Below are 15809 nucleotides of genomic sequence, written 5' to 3'. Positions count from 1 at the left end.
GCACCCGTGCCCACCTACTCCTACCGCTGCACGCAGTGCGGCAACGCCTTCGACATCCAGCAGAAGTTCACCGACGACACCCTCACGGAGTGCCTGAGCTGCCAGGGCGCGCTGCGCAAGGTCTTCAGCGCGGTCGGAGTCACGTTCAACGGCTCCGGGTTCTACCGGACCGACTCGCGCGCGTCCGGCTCCAAGAGCTCGTCGTCGGGGTCGGGCTCGGGCGACTCGTCGTCGGGGAGCTCGTCGGCGGCGCCCGCCTCGACCGGCGGTTCCGGCGGCTCTTCCTCGAGCGGCGGATCGTCGTCGGGCGGATCGTCCTCCGGCGGATCCTCGTCGTCCTCGTCAGGATCCTCTTCCTCTTCCTCCTCTTCCTCCTCCTCCGGGTCCTCGTCCTCCGGGAGCTGACCCGGTCCACCGCCCGCCGGCAGAAACGGAACAGACCATGATCAACGGCTTCAAGGAGTTCATCCTCCGCGGCAACGTCATCGACCTGGCTGTCGCCGTGGTCATCGGCGCGGCCTTCACGACGATCGTCAACGCGATCGTCACCGGGATCTTCAACCCGCTCATCGGGGGGATCTTCGATGCGTCGTCGCTGGAGAACCTCGGCTGGACCCTGCGCGCGGCGCAGAACGGCGAGCCCGCGACGGTCCTTGCCTGGGGAGCCGTCCTCTCGGCCCTCATCCAGTTCGTGATCGTCGCGTTCGTGCTCTACTTCGCGTTCGTGCTGCCGATCAACCACCTCAAGAACGCGGCGTTCAAGAAGAAGATGGACGACGCTCCCGCCGCCGAGGACAAGGCGCCGACCGAGCTCGAGCTGCTCGCCGACATCCGCGACCTGCTGGCCAACGGCGGCACCGCCACGACGGCCAACTCGGGCAAGCACGTCGACTGATCCGTCCTGTTCTTCCTCGCCGAGGCGAGGAAGAACCGCGGTCGGCTCTCCGAGGTGGGCGCGTTCCCGAGAGCGTTGTGCGAACGGCGCGTGCGAAACGCTGGCACGCGTTTCGCACGACGCCTGCACCCTCGGGAGGTCGCCCCTCTGATCGTCCATCCGTCATCCGAGCTCGTCGAGCGCGGATGACGGGTCCTGTGGACAGGGATCTCGATACGTCCGCTGCGCGGGCTACTCGATCAGCAGGAAGGCTCGCCGCAGGAGAGAGTCGCGCACACCCTGCTGGGCGAGGAGGCGTCGCAGGCGTCGGCTCGAGACCCGCCGGGTGCGGAGTCGGGGATCTCGATCCGCCCCCTGCGCGACCTGCAGAGGGGGCCGCCGACGCACGACCGCCGCGCTCCACCAGCAGGACGTTGCGCCGATCCGTCAGTAGTGGGGTGGGACGTCCTGGCGGAGACGGGAGTCGTTCGGCCCGGTGTCCGGGCGGGGCGACGGAGTCTCCGGGTCCGCGACGGGCGGGTCGTGGGGCGACGGGTCGGTGCCGGGCTTCGCCGGCAGGGACGCCCGACGGCCGCCGCGCGAGCGCCGGAGCGGCCGATCCGCTCCGGCGGGCGCGGCGGTCGGCAGGTCGTCGCTCACTCGTCGGGCGACTGGATCTCGATCGGCTGGGTCTCGCTGGAGACGGGGGCCTGCGCCGCCCTCGCCACGACCACCGGGGCCGCCGCCTCGGACGGAGCGCTGGGCGCCTCGTCAGCCGGAGCGCCGATGAGTCCGGCGACCCGCGCGGCCACGGCCTCGGGGTCGGCGAACAGCTCGAAGTTGTGCACGCGGAGGTAGTGCCAGCCGAGACGCCGCAGCAGCTCCGGGCGCAGTCGCAGCGACACCCGGAGGCTCTGCGTGCTGACGTCGCGATCCGTCTCGACGACGACGGCACGGGTGCCGTGCGCCGCGACGAGGGCGAGCTTGCCCTTGTGCCCGATGTTGACCCGGAGCCCGCGGCGCTCGAGACGCGCGGCCAGGTCGACCAGCATCGGCTCGGAGTAGTCGTCGCGGTCGCTGGGCTGGACGCGGTCCTCGGCCTCCTGCAGCACCTGCGCGAGTGCGACCATGCCGTGGCGCATGCGCGACTCGTCGATGTCGCCCGGTCGGAAGCACGACACGATGTCCATCGACCGGCGGGCGCGGGTCATCCCGACCGCGAGCAGCCGCTCGCCGCCGGCCTCGGCCAGCGCACCGAAGTTCGACAGCAGGCGCCCGTGGGGCGTGCGGCCGTAGCCGATCGAGAAGATCACCCGGTCGCGGCTCTGCGCGACGGACTGCTCGAGGTGTGACGACCGCGAACGGCTCCGGGCGGTCGCCCAGGATGAAGTCGTTGAGGTCGGCGCGCTTGGCGAACGCGGTGAGCACGGCCTGCTGCACGCGCACGGCGTGACGGGGGCTCGCGGTGATGACCATGAGCGACTCGCGCGGGCGGATGACCGCGTGCTCGAGCACGAGCTCGACGACCTTCGCGACCTCGGCGTCGACGGACTCGACCGCTCCGGAGTCGTTCTCGGGCATGCCGTGGCCGCTCGCGATGTAGTGGAAGCGGAGCGAGTCGTGGCCGAGGAACGAGCCCGCCCACGGGAGCGAGTCGATCCGGCCGCCGTAGAAGCGGCGGTTGACGAGCTCGGCGAGGTCCTCGCCGCCCGCGCGGTAGCTGCGCGTGAGCGTGACGGTGTTGAGCAGCTCGCCCAGGCGCGCCAGGGCGGACTGCGCGTGCAGGGCCTCGACGTCGGTCCGCGTGGCGGAGCTGCCGAACTCGACGCTCTCGTCGACCCGCAGGCCGAACGGGGTGGGCGTCTGCGTGACCGGGTCGCCGAACGCGACGACCTGCTTGGCGCGGCGGATCGCTCCGACGTTCTCGGCGAGCGTCGTGGCGCCGGCGTCGACCAGGAAGACGGCGTCGAACGTGGTCTCGGTGCCGATCCGGTGCACCTCGTAGGGCGAGGCGAGCCACGCCGGAGCGAGGACGCGCGACAGGTGCGGGGCGGCCTTCTGCAGCTCCTGCGGCGTGGTCGCCGCCTCGGTGCGCAGCAGGGCCCGCAGCGCGTCGCGCTCCTGCGGCCAGTCCACGAGCCCGATCTTCCAGGTCTCGGAGAGCTTCCAGGCCAGGAGCTCCGCACTCGAGGCGGCGTGCGCCTCGTCGACCAGCTTGAAGTCGGCCTCGAGCCGGTCGAGCACGCTCGTGTTGCCGCCGAGCAGCGCGCGCTCGTCGGTCAGCATGATCTCGAGCGCCGAGCGCCACCAGGCGAGGTCGAGCTCGATGGCGACCACCTCGGCCGGCACGTGGCGGCGCGAGAGGTCGGTGAGCAGCGGGTCCAGGCCCCACTCGCGCAGCGGTCGAGAGCAGCGTCGTGCGCTCCTGCAGGTTCGCGAGCACCTCGCTGTCCTCGGCGAGCCCGGAGACCATCGAGGTCAGCTCGGCCAGCGGGAGCGAGGCGAGCTGCGTGGTCGAGCCCAGGCGGCCCAGCGGCTCGTCGAGGCGGCCGAGGTCGTCGGCGACCTGCTGGTACGCGACCTGCACGTCGGCGACGCCGACCGGCACCTCCGGCACCGTGCCGGCCACCGCGTAGCGCTGCCACAGCGTCCGCTGCTGCTGCACGCGGCGCAGCGACGCGTTGAGGTCGGTGACGTGCGCGCCGGGGCGCATGTACTCGCGGGCGAGCTTCTTCAGGCGGCGGCGGTTGGTCGAGGACATCTCGGCGGCGTCGCGGCGCGGCGACGTCGCGACGATGAGGTCCTGGATCGAGCGGTCGAAGACGGCGGGCTGGAACTTGTCGAGCGTCTCGCGGACGTCCTGGAGCAGGCGCAGGTAGATGCCGAGCTCGGCGACCGACTCGAACGGGCGCATCCGGGTCTGGCCGATGACGTCCTGCGCGCGGTCGAGCAGGCGCGGGAGGTCGCGCAGGTGCAGGCGCTTGGCCAGCTCGTGCGCCGCCTCGGCCTCGCTGGTCGACTGGAAGTGCGCGCCGTACCAGGGCGAGTCGCCCGGGCCGTAGCGGAACTCGCCCAGGCGGGCCGACTCGATCAGCATCTGCGTCGCCTGCGGCCGGCTGTGCGCCAGAGCGGTGACGGCGCGGCGGTCGAGCCTCGCGGTCGTCGACGAGGGCGTGCGCAGCTGCGAGAGGCGCGCGAGCTCCTCGAGGGCCTGCAGGGCCGAGACCCCGAAGCTGTCGTCGCGGCGTGAGAGGGCCCCGCGGTAGTCGAGGAGCACCTTGCGCAGGCGCAGCAGGGCGTCGTCGATCTCGCTGACGGAGGGCCGCGCGGCCTTCTCGTTGCGGCCGATCGACTGGATCAGGTCGCGGCGCAGGGTCCGCGGGCCGACGGCGATGCCGCCGAGTCCCGCCGAGACGAGGCGCTGGTGGATGCTGTCGAGGCTCGAGCGGCGCGCGCCGACCACGAGGACGCGCTTGTGCTGGGCGGCGAGCGCCCCGATCGCGTTCACGATGGTCTGCGTCCCGCCGGTGCCCGGCAGGGTCTTCACGACGAGGGAGTTGCCCGCCGCGATGTTCGCGATGACCTGCTCCTGCTCGGCGTCGGCGTCGAGCAGGAGGTTGTCGGTCGCCGGCGGACGCTCGTCCTGCGGGATGATCGACGCCACCTTCTGCGACTGCTGGAGCGAGCGCTTCGCGGCCGGGTTGCCCGCCACCGCGTCGAGCACGGGGTGCTCGAGCATGCGCGCGTCGCGGAGCATGTCGCCCGCCACGTCGGCGAAGCTCGACACCACGAGCCGCGGGTGCACGGCGAACCACGGCAGGTGGGAGGTCAGGCCGCGGAGCTGGTCGATGACCGGCTGCGGCTTGAAGACACCGCTCTGCACCGCGAGCTCGACGAACTGCTCGGGGTCGATGGTGATCCCGAACTGCTGCTTCAGGGCGCGCGCGAGCTGCGGGTTGAAGTACGGCTGGCCCTTGAGCTTGAGCTCGAAGTCGCGGCCGTAGCGGCGGATGGCGAGCGGGCGCAGCAGGACGGGAGCGGTGAACTCCGTCTCGCCGGCGCGCCACTGCGCCAGCCCGATCGCGAGGTGGACACCCTCGATGCCGCGGACCGAGCGCAGCTCGATCCCCTTGTCGGTGATCGCCGCGGCCGCGTTCTTGGCGGTGCGCAGGGCGAGCTCGTCGCGGATGAGCGAGGAGAGCAGGGTGGTCTTGCCCGAGATGAAGGGGGAAGGCCGCCGGGATGGGTGGTCGACAGCTCGATCCGCGTACGGGGCGAGTCGACGAAGTGCAGGAGCGGCGAAGGGCCGCCCACCTTCGCGAGCTCGTCACGCCACGACTGCCACACCGGATCCGCGACGTTGCCGCTGCGGTAGCCCGCCTCCCCGCTGGTCACCTGTCCGGGCGAAGCGGTGGCGGAGGGGAGCCGGAGAGCGGACGCCTCCCGGGGGTCACCGGATTCGGGTGAGGTCGCCACCGGTCCGGCTCCTGGGAAATCGTCGACACGTTGCACACGGACACCCTAAACCGGGTACATGCGAAAGCCCGTAGCGACGCGGACGACGCTCTGACGGGGCGACCGTGACGTCGCGGGGTCCGGATCAGGAGGTCCAGGAGCCCAGCGGCGGGGCGGTCTCGACTCGGCGCTCGTCGTCGGTGACGCGGATGCGGCTGCCGATGCGGTCGTGCCCGCCGGCGCAGGCGACCGCGGTCATCACGAGTGCCGCGTGATCGCGGGTGAGGTATCCCAGTGCGGCGCGGAGATCGATCGGCAGCCCGGTGGCCAGCGAGAGCGCGACGCGCGCGACGGCCTCCTCGGACAGGTCGAGCCGGTGCACGTGGCGCTGGAGCGCGCCGAAGTCGATGGACGGGTGCTCGCCGGCTCGCGTGCGCAGCACCCAGGGGGCGCGCGGAGCCGGCGCAGCCCGCTCGCGCGAGCAGCTCCTCCGCGAGGCGCACGGACGGACCGGCGGGCAGGCGGCTCACGCCGACGCCTCCGGGGTGCGACGGCGGATCGCGCGCGCCACGACGGGGACGATCGAGACGAGCAGGCAGAGGGCGCCCGCGACCGCCGGAGCGAGCCAGCCGAGCACGCTGACCTCTCCGACGTCGGGGCCGAGGTACTGCCACTCCGCGATGGCGTGGACGAAGAGGGAGAAGAAGCCGAGGGCGACTCCCGTGAGGCCGGCGACGAGGTCGGCGGGGCGCACGATGCCGCGACGAGGCAGGGCCGCGTCGGGATCGTCCGGAGCGGCGTCGCTCGTGATCGTGCTGACGAGTCCGGTGAGGGTGGGGTCGGGCATGGGATCGATCAGACCAGGGATGCGGGCACCGCGTCATCGTCCCGAAGCATGATGTCGCGATCCGTGGGACTGGTCCTCAGCGCTCGGACGGACGCGATCCGAGCGAGGACTGGAAGCGGAGGAGGTAGCCGTCGGGATCGGTGACCAGGACCTGCCTGACCCCCGATTCGCGCACGCCCGTGCGGTACCAGCACGTCTCGGGCTCCCCGAAGAGCACGACGCCTGCTCGGCGCAGCGCCTCGGCGACCGCGTCGGCGTCGTCGACGCGGATCTGCAGGTTCGCGCCGCGGCCGAGCGGCCGCTCGAGCGGCGCGGTGATCCAGTCGCGGCCGAGGCCGACGGTGTCGAGCATCACGTGCGCGCCGCCGCGCACGAGGTACGCGAAGCCCTCCTCCGGACGGGAGTAGCGGAGGACGAAGCCGCAGGGACCGCACCAGAACGCGAGGCTGCGCTCGAGATCCTCGACGAGCAGCTCGGGCACCAGGTCGGGGTCTTCCGCACTCACGCTCTCATCGTGGCATGGGCGCGCGGAGCAGTTCACGACCGCTGGGTAGGGTGCCGGGATGGACGCTCACGACCGCGACTCCCGGGATCCCGCGCCCGAGGAGCAGGACCTGTGGCCGCTGCGGCAGGCGCCGCCCGCGTTCCCCCTCTCGGCGATGCTGCTCGTCCCGGTCGGCATGGCGGTCCTCGGCGGCATCGGGGTGCTCGCGCTCGTGCAGCTCGACTTCCTGCCGATCCGGATCCTGATCGTCGCGGGACTTCCCTACGCGGTCGTGGCGCTCCTGGTCGCGACGGTCCTCCGGCTCCGCGTGCTCCGCCGCCCGATCGACGAGCAGGCCGACGACCTGTACGCCTCGGGGAGGAGTCCCGCACAGCGCATCAGCTTCGCGGTGGCCGTGTGGCTGCTCGTCCTCTGGGTCGTGATCGCCGCGTGCTGGATCACGGCCGCCGGCTCGCCGATCGTACTGCTCGGCGGCCCGCTGGCCGCCGGAGCGCTGATCTCGATCGCGGCGAACGCGCGGCTGCTCTACTCTCCCCGGGTCGCCCTCGCCGAGGTCGAGGCGGTGCGCGCACATGCTCCCGGCCGTGGGCCGATCCTCGCGAACTGGGTGCTGGCTCCGCTGTCGTGGTTCGCCTTCGCGATCCCCGCGGCGGTGCTCTCGGGAGACCGCCTGCTCGGATTCTGACCACCAGGCCGGGCACGCGCGACGCTCGCGGGCGTCGTCGACGTGCCGCTGCTCGAGAGTCGGAGGACGCGGCTGCGGTAGTCGAGGCCGGGAGCGGTCAGCTCGCCTGCTCGGGCGCCTTCGTGCGTCCCGGGAGCAGCAGCAGACCCGAGACGCCGACCACGATCAGCAGGATCGCGACGACCGTCACGAAGGAGGCCAGCGCGAGCACGGGCATGATGATCGTCAGGATGCCGGCGATGACGGAGGCGATACCCGCTGCGATCGGCAGCCAGGCCGGCCCCGAGACGGTTCGACCGCTCGTGATGCTCGAGACGCCGTCGAGGATCCAGCCCAGGCCGATCACCAGTCCGAGGACGGTGAGCGACTCGAACGGGTTCGAGAGGCAGAGGATGCCGGCGACCAGGATGAGCGCGCCGAGCAGACCCGCCAGCCAGCGCACCCGCGCCTCGAGACGGGACGCGGTGAAGGCGAGCAGCAGGCGGAACACACCCGCCGCGATCAGGTGGATGCCGAAGACGATCGCGACGGTCAGGAGCGTCGGGCCCGGGATCAGCACGGCGATCACCCCGAGGGCGATCGCTATCAGCGAGACGCCGATGATCCAGCTCCGCTCGACGGCGGTGCGGGACAGGGCGGGAGCGGCGTTCTCGGACATGGCGTTCCTTCGCGTCGGGGGCTGACCCTCGAACGCTAGGGCACCCGGGGCGCGGCGCACACGGCCTTGCGCCCGCGCCCCGGGACTGTCAGAGGCGGATCCGGCGCAGCAGCTGCGCGTTCGCCGCGACGACCACGGTGCTAGAACTCATCAGCAGAGCACCGACCTCCATCGGCAGGACGAACCCGAGCGGAGCGAGCACGCCCGCCGCGAGCGGGACGGCGACCACGTTGTAGCCGGCGCCCCACGCGAGGTTCTGGCGCATCTTCGCGGCCGAGGCCTTCGAGAGGGCGAGGACGCGCGCCACCGCCCGCGGGTCGTCGGAGGCGAGCACCAGCCCGGCCGAGGCGATCGCCACATCGGTGCCGGCGCCGATCGCGATGCCGACGTCGGCTCCGGCGAGCGCCGGGGCGTCGTTCACTCCGTCGCCGACCATCGCGACGCGACGGCCCTCGGCCCTGAGCCGCGCGACGACGTCGCTCTTGCCTCCGGGGAGGACTCCGGCGATCACCTCGTCGATCCCGAGCTCCCGGGCGACGCGGCGGGCGACCGGCTCGGCGTCGCCGGTGACCAGCGCCACCCGGACGCCCTCGCGCTGCAGTGCGGCGATCGCCTCCGCCGACTCCGGGCGCACGGCGTCCTCGAGCACGAGGGCGCCGAGGATCGCGTCGTCGCGGAGCACGTGCAGGACGGTCGCGCCGCGCTCGGACGCCTCGGCGCTCTCGGGGAGCGGCTCGAGGCCGAGCTCGGCGAGCAGCGCCGGGCCGCCCACGGCCACGCGGTCGCCGCGGACGATCGCCGCGACCTCCGATGCCGCCCCGGGTCTCGAAGGCCTCGGCGCGCAGCTCCGACTCCCCGCAGCCCGGACGATCGCGACGGCGAGCGGGTGCTCGCTCTCGCGCTCGACGGCGGCGGCCAGGGCGAGCGTCTCGGATCTCGCCGAGGACCTCGACCACCTCGGGACGGCCGAGCGTCAGCGTGCCGGTCTTGTCGAAGAGCACGGTGTCGACGGAGCGCATCGCCTCGAGAGCGGCGCGATCGGTGACGAGGATGCCGGCGCGGGCCGCCTTCTCGGTCGCGATCGACACCACGAGCGGGATCGCGAGGCCGAGGGCGTGCGGGCAGGCGATGACGAGCACGCTGATGACGCGGACGAGGGCCGTGTCGGGCCGGCCGAGCGCCAGCCAGACGATCGCGGTGACGACCGCGGCGCCGAGCGCGAACCAGAACAGCAGCCCCGCGAACCGGTCGGCGAGGATCTGCGCGCGCGACGAGGACGACTGCGCCTCGGCGACCAGCCGGCGGATGCCCGCCAGCGCCGTGTCGTCGCCGACGGCGTCCACGCGGACCCGGAGCCGGGCGTCCGTGGCGACGCTGCCGGCGACGAGCCGGTCGCCCACCGTGCGCACGACGGTCCGCGACTCCCCCGTCAGGACCGACTCGTCGACCTCGGCGGCGCCCTCGACGATCTCGCCGTCCGCCGGGACGCGCGATCCGGGGCGCACCAGCACCACATCGCCCACCGTCAGCTCGTCCGGACGGACGCGCTCGACGCCTCGCGCCGTCTCGCGCTCGGCCGCATCGGGCAGCAGCGCTGCGAGCGAGTCGAGGGCGCTGGACGCCTGGGCGAGCGAGCGCATCTCGATCCAGTGCCCGAGGAGCATGATCACGACGAGCAGCGCGAGCTCCCACCAGAAGTCGAGCTCGTGCGGCAGCAGGCCGGTGCTCGCGCCGAGCGCAGGACAGGAAGGCGACCGAGATCGCGAGGGCGATCAGCAACATCATGCCGGGGGCGCGCGAGCGGATCTCGTCGACCGCCCCCGACAGGAACGGGCGTCCGCCGACCACGAAGAGCACGGTGCCGAGGAGCGGCGGGACCCAGGCGACCCAGGCGACGTCCGGGAGTCCGTAGCCGACGAGGTCGGCGAACATCGGGCTCAGGAGGACCGTCGGCACCGCGAGGACCAGCATCGACCAGAACAGCCGACGGAACATCGCGACGTGCGCGGAGTGGTGGCCGGCGTGACCGCCTCCGTGGCCGTGGTGACCGGAGTGGTCGTGCGCGGCGTGATCGTGCGCGGCGTGGCCGTGCGCCGCATGGTCGTCGTGCCCGTGCGCGGCGTGATCGTCGCCGCGCGTCCCGCGGCCGTGCCCTGTCCGTCCGGACGTGGTGTCGTGCGTCATGCGCATCTCCTTCCAATACCCCCGGGGGGTATCAACAGAAGATGTCGCCGACTATTCCCGCCCGCCCCGCGGACAGCCGCCGGGACGGACGGTGCCGCCCCCGATCAGTGCCGTCGACCCGTGCCCCGCGCGGCGCGGTGCCGGCGGATGCTCCGCACGATCAGGAGCAGCACGATCACTCCGACGGCTCCGTAGATGATCGCGTCGAGCACGCCCGCGTACCGGTCGACGAGCTCGTACTGCGTGCCGAGCGCGGCGCCGAGGCCGATCAGCAGGCCGTTCCAGACGCCGGAGCCCAGGATCGTGAGTCCCGAGAACAGCAGGAGGTTCATCCGCTCGGCGCCGGCCGGGAGCGAGATGAGGCTCCGGACGCCGGGGATCAGGCGGCCGAACAGCACAGCCCACGTGCCGTGACGGCGGAACCAGCCGACCGCCTTCTCGAAGTCCTCGCGATCGACGAGCGGCAGCTTCGACAGCAGGCGGATGGAGCGCTCGGTGCCGATGCGGTAGCCGAGCCAGTAGAGGACGAGACCGCCGAGGTACGCGCCCAGAGTCGCGGTGATCACGACGAGCACCAGGTTCATCCGGCCCTGCTGGGCGAGGAAGCCCGCCAGCGGCAGAACGAGCTCGCTGGGGATCGGCGGGAACACCGTCTCGATCAGCGTCAGCAGGCCCACCCCCGCTTCGCCGAGCGCGGCGATCACCCGCGCAGCGACGCCGACCAGTCCGGAGAGCTGGTCGATGCTGTCGGAGGAGGAGGCGGAGGCCACGGAGGCAGGGGCGAGGGCGAGGGTCGCGATCGTCATGACTGAGAAGCTACTCAGTGCCGGAGCCGTTCACCTGGGAATCCGACGGCGCGGCCGGACGCCCGCTCAGGGAGCGCCGGTCAGCACGACGGCGTCGGAGTCCTGCAGGCGCACCTCGACCGACGCGATGTCCGCGAGCGGGACGCCCGTCGCGAGCGTCGGGTGCATCGAGCTCCCAGGGGTGCTCGTCCAGGACCCGATCGGCTCGGCGCTCCCGGAGCGGTCGATCACGTACATGACGTAGCCGACGGAGCGGGCGGTCGGCGAGGACCCCTCGGCGCTCTCTCCCCAGCTGCAGTCCATGTCGATCCGGGTGCCCCAGTCCTCGGCGACGAACTGGACGGTCGCCTCGACCGGGACGCCGGGCTCGCTCGCGAGCGACACGGTGTAGCCGGTGGTCTCGACCGGGGGCAGCGCGTCGCCGACGATCACGGGCAGGGCGATCGCCGCGGCGGCCGACACCCCGGCGGCCGCCAGCACGAGGCCGGCGATCCGCAGCCGGGTGCGGCGGCGGACGGAGTCGGTGGCCGCCGCCAGGCGCGACAGGAGCGCGGGCGGCGCCGGGGCCGGGGCCTGCTCCGGGGACTCGAGCAGGCGCAGCGCCTCCTCGGCGCCGAGGTGCGAGAGGAGCCCCGGCAGCGGCACGAACTCGCCGAGCGCCTCCCGGCAGCCCGGGCAGCCGCGCAGGTGCAGCTCGTAGGCGCGGCGGTCGGCGCTCGACAGCGACCCGAGGAGGTAGGCGGCGTCCCAGTCGCGGAAGGCGTCGCCCTCGGCCCGGTCGTCGTGCGGTGCGGTGCTCACAGCTCCGTCACTCCCCTCTCCTGCAGAGCGAGCTTCCAGAGCTCGCATGCCGTAGTGCATCCGCGACTTCACGGTGCCGGGCGCGATGCCCAGCAGGTCGGCGATCTCGGCCACGGACCGACCGCCGTAGTAGGCGTGCACGATCACGGCTCGGTGGTCGTGGCTGATGCCGCTCAGCGCGTCCGAGAGCAGCCAGGCGTCGAGCACCTGGTCGGTGCGGTCGGCGGAGGGGCGCTCCGGCACCTCGTCGGTGCCGATCTCGCGGGCGTACCGGGCGCTGCGGCGGTCGTCGATGACGAGGTTGCGGGCCACGGTGTAAAGCCAGGAGCGGGCGGCGCCCTCGCCCTGGGCGAGGATCTCGGGGTGCTTCCACGCGCGCAGCAGCGCCTCCTGCACCACGTCCTCCGCCATCTGGCGGTCTCCCGTGAGCCGGAGGACGAACCTCCACAGCGCCGCCGAGTGCTCGTCGTGCAGCGCACGCAGCAGCTCGGCCTGTTCCTCGGACATGCACCACCTCTGCTCACTCCAACGTAAGCACCCCCGGTCCGGTTCACCACCGGCGCGGGTTCGCATCGCCGCCCGCACTCTGGTACTCCGGGTACGGTGACCTTCCCCGACGCCGCCGACGCGGCCCGCGTGCGCGTGTTCCTGCGCGAGAACCGCGAGCAGATCCTCGCCGACGTCCGCCACCTCGTGATGATCGAGAGCCCGAGCGACTCGCTCGAGGCGCTCGGCGAACTGCACGCCTACCTCGTGCACTGGGTCGGCGAGCGCCTCGGGCACGCCGCCGAGATCGAGCACCGGCGCGAGCAGGACGCCCCGGGCGCCTCGAGCTGGACCTTCGCGGGCAGCGCGCCCGGGCGGGGCCCCGCGGCTCGCGCCCCTTCGTGGCCCTGCTCGGCCACTACGACACCGTCTGGCCGCTGGGCACGACGCGCTCCTGGCCGTTCTCGCTCGACGGCGACCGGCTGAGCGGGCCGGGCACCTACGACATGAAGGTCGGGCTGGTGCAGATGGTGTGGGTCGTCGCGGCGCTGCGCCACGCGCGGCTCGCGCACCCGGCCGTCCGCCTCGTGATGAACGGCGACGAGGAGGTCGGCAGCCTCACCTCCCGCTCGTTCCTCGAGCACCAGGGCCGGGGGGCGGAGGCGGCGCTCGTCTTCGAGGGCGCGATCGGCGACGCGGTCAAGACGGCCCGCAAGGGCATCGGCAACTTCGTCGTCGACGTCGTCGGCGTCGAGGCGCACGCGGGGGTGGAGCCCGAGAAGGGGGCGAGCGCGATCCACGAGCTCGGCGTGCTGATCCCCCGGATCCTCGGCATCGCCCGGCCCGAGGCGGGGACCACCGTGAACATCGGCCTGGTCGGCGGCGGCAGCCGGGTCAACGTGACCACCGCTCGCGTGCGGCTGGAGCTCGAGGCGCGCATCCGGAACTCCGCGGAGGCGGCCCGGGTCGAGGCCGAGATGAACGCGCTGCAGGCCTCGGACGAGCGGATCCGGATCGAGGTCCGCGGGTCGTGGCAGCGCCCGGTCTTCGAGCGGACCCCGGCGGTCGGCGCCCTCTACCGGCGTGCGGAGCGCGTCGCCCGCACCATGGACCTGCCGCTCACCGAGACCGCCGTGGGCGGCGCGAGCGACGGCAACCTGATCGCGGCCCTCGGCATCCCGGTGCTCGACGGCCTCGGCGCTCCCGGAGCGGGAGCGCACGCACGCGGGGAGTCGGTGAGCGTCGAGGGGATCCTCGACCGCACCACCCTCGCCGCACTGCTCGTGGCGAGCTTCGCCGCGGAAGGGGACTGACCGTGCTGCACGAATCACTGACCGGTGGGGATCGTCATCGACGCACCCGCCGAGGAGGTCTACTCGTTCATCGTCGACCCGTCGAACCTGCCGCTCTGGGCCGCCGGGCTCGCCGAGTCGCGCGTGGAGGAGGTGGACGGGCACTGGTTCGCCGACTCCCCGATGGGACGGGTCGAGGTGGTCCTCGCTCCGAGGAACCCCTTCCTCGTCGCCGACCACCGGGTGATCACGGCCGAGGGGCGTGTCTTCGACAACCCCTCCGGGTGCTCGCGAACGGCGACGGCGCCGAGGTGGCCTTCACCGTCCGCCGGCAGGAGGGGATGACGCTGGATCAGTGGGACGACGACTGCGGACGCGTCGCCGCCGACCTCGAGACCCTGCGCGGGCCTGCTGGAGCGCCCGGAGGACTGAGCGGCCGCCAGATTCGTTGCAGCCCGGCGAGCGCCGGTCGCCCGCGCGAGAACGAGGGACGCCATGACCTCTCCCGACCAGACCCCCGTCCGCCCCGTCGGCGGCATCGAGCTCAACGGGCTCGACACGATCCAGGAGTCGGAGCGGCACGGCCGCCCGCGCGACCTGTTCTGGCCGTGGTTCGCGGCGAACGTCTCGGTGCTGGGACTGAGCTACGGCTCGTTCCTGCTCGGCTTCGGCCTCTCCTTCGCGCAGGCGACGGCGGTGGCGGTCATCGGCATCGTCGTGTCGTTCCTCTTCTGCGGCTTCGTCGCCGTGGCGGGCAAGCGCGGATCGGCGCCGACGATGGTGCTGAGCCGAGCGGCCTTCGGCGTGAACGGCAACCGCCTCGTCTCGGTCATCTCCTGGCTGCTCACCGTGGGCTGGGAGACGGTTCTCGCCTCCCTCGCCGTGCTCGCCACCGCGACCGTCTTCGAGGAGTTCGGCTGGGACGGCGGTGTGCTGACGAAGGTCGTGGCGCTCATCGTCGTGGCGGCGCTGATCGTGATCGCCGGCGTCGTCGGCTTCCGGCTGATCATGCGCCTGCAGCTCGCGATCACGATCGCCACCGGAGTGCTCACGGTGGTCTACGTCGCGCTCGTGCTCGACGACCATCGACCTGGGAGCCGTCGCGAGCCTCCCCTCCGGATCGGCGGGGGCCGTGATCGGCGGTCTGGTCTTCATGATGACCGGCTTCGGGCTGGGCTGGGTGAACGCCGCGGCCGACTACTCCCGGTACCTCCCCCGGACGGCGGGCACCGGAGGCGTGATCGCCTGGACGACGATCGGCGGAGCGGTGGCGCCGGTCGTCCTGGTGGTCGTCGGGCTCCTGCTCGCCGGATCGTCGCAGGAGCTGTCGGACGCCATCGCGGCCGACCCGATCGGCGCGCTCGCGTCGATCCTGCCGACCTGGTTCCTCCTGCCGTTCATCGTCGTGGCTCTGCTCGGGCTCATCGGCGGCGCGGTGATGGACATCTACTCCTCGGGGCTGGCTCTGCTGAGCACGGGCCTCAAGGTCTCGCGGCCGGTCGCCGCGGGCATCGACGGCGTGCTGATGGTGCTCGGGGCGATCTACGTCGTGTTCCTCGCGGGCGACTTCCTCGGCCCGTTCCAGGCGTTCCTGATCACGCTCGGCGTGCCGATCGCGGCATGGCTCGGCGTGTTCCTGGCCGACCTGCTCCTGCGCCGCCGCGACCTGACGACCAGGAGGCCCTCTACGACCGCGCGCGGACGCTACGGCAGCGTGTCGATCGCGCCGGTGGTGCTCGTCGTCGTCGGGTCGGTGATCGGCTGGGGCCTCGTGGTGAACACCACGCCCGGCTTCGGCTGGGAGGGCTACCTGCTCGCACCGATCGGCGGTCGCGAGGGCGAGTGGGCCTACGCGAACCTGGGCGTCCTCGCCGCGCTCCTGATCGGGTTCGTCGGCGCCCTCGTCACGTCCTCGGCGAGCGTGCGCCGCCAGGAGTCGCGCGCGTGAGCCTGCTCGTCGCGATCGATCTGCAGCACGTCTTCGCCGACGCCGATTCGCCCTGGGGCTCGGCGGAGTTCGAGCGGGCGGCCGCCGGCACCGCGCGGCTGATCCCGGCGTTCGGCCGGCAAGTGGTGACCACGCGCTTCGTGGCACCCGCCGAGCCTCAGGGCGCCTGGGTGCCGTACTACCGCGAGTGGCCTTCGCCCTCGTGCCGGACGAGGACCCGCTCTACGCCCTGATGCCCGGCTTCGAGGGGCACCGCGTGCTCACCGCG

Annotated in this window: 15 protein-coding genes and 4 pseudogenes; 9 read left to right on the top strand and 10 right to left on the bottom strand. The window is 72.8% G+C overall.

Going from position 1 to position 15809, the window contains the following annotated elements; translation table 11 throughout:
- Positions 1 to 6: 6 nt before the first annotated feature.
- Together AC0CII_RS01120 and mscL are read left to right on the top strand one after the other, a co-directional pair.
- The gene (locus AC0CII_RS01120) at positions 7 to 405 is read left to right on the top strand and encodes an FmdB family zinc ribbon protein (protein ID WP_465228451.1); all 399 of its coding nucleotides are present in this window, start codon (positions 7 to 9) and stop codon (positions 403 to 405) included.
- A 37-nt stretch (positions 406 to 442) separates the two neighbouring features.
- On the top strand, positions 443 to 895 hold the full coding sequence (mscL, locus tag AC0CII_RS01115) for a large conductance mechanosensitive channel protein MscL (RefSeq protein ID WP_465225376.1): 453 nt from the start codon (positions 443 to 445) through the stop codon (positions 893 to 895).
- 635 nt (positions 896 to 1530) lie between these two features.
- On the opposite strand, the pseudogene AC0CII_RS01110 reads toward mscL, so the two are convergent.
- From AC0CII_RS01110 to AC0CII_RS01095, 4 genes and pseudogenes are all read right to left on the bottom strand, one after another.
- A pseudogene (locus tag AC0CII_RS01110) lies at positions 1531 to 5269 on the bottom strand (DEAD/DEAH box helicase).
- 205 nt (positions 5270 to 5474) lie between these two features.
- Positions 5475 to 5771, bottom strand: coding sequence for a hypothetical protein (locus AC0CII_RS01105; protein ID WP_465228450.1), 297 nt, complete (start codon positions 5769 to 5771; stop codon positions 5475 to 5477).
- A gap of 84 nt (positions 5772 to 5855) precedes the next feature.
- Positions 5856 to 6176 carry a hypothetical protein gene (locus AC0CII_RS01100; protein ID WP_465225373.1) on the bottom strand — a complete coding sequence of 107 codons (321 nt, stop codon included), beginning with the start codon at positions 6174 to 6176 and terminating at the stop codon, positions 5856 to 5858.
- A 76-nt stretch (positions 6177 to 6252) separates the two neighbouring features.
- Complete coding sequence (locus tag AC0CII_RS01095; protein ID WP_465228449.1) at positions 6253 to 6681, bottom strand: bleomycin resistance protein; 429 nt, start codon at positions 6679 to 6681, stop codon at positions 6253 to 6255.
- 58 nt (positions 6682 to 6739) lie between these two features.
- Between AC0CII_RS01095 and AC0CII_RS01090 the strand changes: the two genes are divergently transcribed.
- Positions 6740 to 7366 (top strand): hypothetical protein, encoded by a 627-nt coding sequence (locus tag AC0CII_RS01090; protein ID WP_465225371.1) that lies wholly within the window; start codon positions 6740 to 6742, stop codon positions 7364 to 7366.
- A 97-nt stretch (positions 7367 to 7463) separates the two neighbouring features.
- On the opposite strand, the gene AC0CII_RS01085 is transcribed toward AC0CII_RS01090, so the two are convergent.
- The 6 genes and pseudogenes from AC0CII_RS01085 to AC0CII_RS01060 form a co-directional block, all read right to left on the bottom strand.
- Positions 7464 to 8024 carry an HdeD family acid-resistance protein gene (locus AC0CII_RS01085; RefSeq protein ID WP_465225370.1) on the bottom strand — a complete coding sequence of 187 codons (561 nt, stop codon included), beginning with the start codon at positions 8022 to 8024 and terminating at the stop codon, positions 7464 to 7466.
- A gap of 88 nt (positions 8025 to 8112) precedes the next feature.
- Positions 8113 to 9995, bottom strand: a pseudogene (locus AC0CII_RS01080) (copper-translocating P-type ATPase).
- A complete protein-coding gene (locus AC0CII_RS01075; RefSeq protein WP_465228617.1) occupies positions 9962 to 10123 on the bottom strand; it encodes a hypothetical protein in 162 nt (53 codons plus the stop codon). Before AC0CII_RS01075 ends, AC0CII_RS01080 begins: the two are co-directional and overlap by 34 nt.
- A gap of 189 nt (positions 10124 to 10312) precedes the next feature.
- Complete coding sequence (locus AC0CII_RS01070; RefSeq protein ID WP_465225369.1) at positions 10313 to 11014, bottom strand: DedA family protein; 702 nt, start codon at positions 11012 to 11014, stop codon at positions 10313 to 10315.
- Between the two features lie 66 nt (positions 11015 to 11080).
- Positions 11081 to 11815, bottom strand: a complete 735-nt coding sequence (locus tag AC0CII_RS01065) for an anti-sigma factor family protein (RefSeq protein WP_465225368.1) — start codon at positions 11813 to 11815, stop codon at positions 11081 to 11083.
- Positions 11812 to 12322, bottom strand: a pseudogene (locus tag AC0CII_RS01060) (sigma-70 family RNA polymerase sigma factor). Before AC0CII_RS01060 ends, AC0CII_RS01065 begins: the two are co-directional and overlap by 4 nt.
- A gap of 96 nt (positions 12323 to 12418) precedes the next feature.
- Here AC0CII_RS01060 and AC0CII_RS01055 point away from each other — a divergent pair.
- The 6 genes and pseudogenes from AC0CII_RS01055 (at position 12419) to AC0CII_RS01030 (ending at position 15774) form a co-directional block, all read left to right on the top strand.
- Positions 12419 to 12787, top strand: a complete 369-nt coding sequence (locus AC0CII_RS01055) for a hypothetical protein (protein WP_465228448.1) — start codon at positions 12419 to 12421, stop codon at positions 12785 to 12787.
- Positions 12703 to 13614: a M20/M25/M40 family metallo-hydrolase gene (locus AC0CII_RS01050; RefSeq protein WP_465228447.1), complete on the top strand. Its 912-nt coding sequence runs from the start codon at positions 12703 to 12705 to the stop codon at positions 13612 to 13614. Before AC0CII_RS01055 ends, AC0CII_RS01050 begins: the two co-directional genes overlap by 85 nt.
- Positions 13615 to 13638: 24 nt before the next feature.
- Positions 13639 to 13938 (top strand): SRPBCC family protein, encoded by a 300-nt coding sequence (locus tag AC0CII_RS01045; RefSeq protein WP_465228446.1) that lies wholly within the window; start codon positions 13639 to 13641, stop codon positions 13936 to 13938.
- Positions 13939 to 14088: 150 nt separating this feature from the next.
- A pseudogene (locus AC0CII_RS01040) lies at positions 14089 to 14595 on the top strand (cytosine permease); the annotation flags it as partial.
- A gap of 130 nt (positions 14596 to 14725) precedes the next feature.
- Complete coding sequence (locus tag AC0CII_RS01035; protein ID WP_465228590.1) at positions 14726 to 15541, top strand: cytosine permease; 816 nt, start codon at positions 14726 to 14728, stop codon at positions 15539 to 15541.
- On the top strand, positions 15538 to 15774 hold the full coding sequence (locus AC0CII_RS01030; protein WP_465228616.1) for a hypothetical protein: 237 nt from the start codon (positions 15538 to 15540) through the stop codon (positions 15772 to 15774). The genes AC0CII_RS01035 and AC0CII_RS01030 overlap by 4 nt, the downstream gene beginning before the upstream one ends.
- Positions 15775 to 15809: the final 35 nt, after the last annotated feature.

Source organism: Rathayibacter sp. AC182 (genome assembly GCF_979253875.1).
The sequence above is the reverse complement of the archived record's forward strand: the minus strand, read 5'-3'. Positions and strand labels throughout refer to the sequence as shown.

What these genes read in the sequence shown, in the direction of transcription:
- mscL (WP_465225376.1), top strand. Translation starts at nt 443, where the DNA reads ATGATCAACGGCTTCAAGGAGTTCATCCTCCGCGGCAACGTCATCGAC.
- AC0CII_RS01100 (WP_465225373.1), bottom strand. Translation starts at nt 6,176, where the DNA reads ATGCCCGACCCCACCCTCACCGGACTCGTCAGCACGATCACGAGCGAC.
- AC0CII_RS01090 (WP_465225371.1), top strand. Translation starts at nt 6,740, where the DNA reads ATGGACGCTCACGACCGCGACTCCCGGGATCCCGCGCCCGAGGAGCAG.
- AC0CII_RS01085 (WP_465225370.1), bottom strand. Translation starts at nt 8,024, where the DNA reads ATGTCCGAGAACGCCGCTCCCGCCCTGTCCCGCACCGCCGTCGAGCGG.
- AC0CII_RS01075 (WP_465228617.1), bottom strand. Translation starts at nt 10,123, where the DNA reads ATGCGGCGCACGGCCACGCCGCGCACGATCACGCCGCGCACGACCACT.
- AC0CII_RS01070 (WP_465225369.1), bottom strand. Translation starts at nt 11,014, where the DNA reads ATGACGATCGCGACCCTCGCCCTCGCCCCTGCCTCCGTGGCCTCCGCC.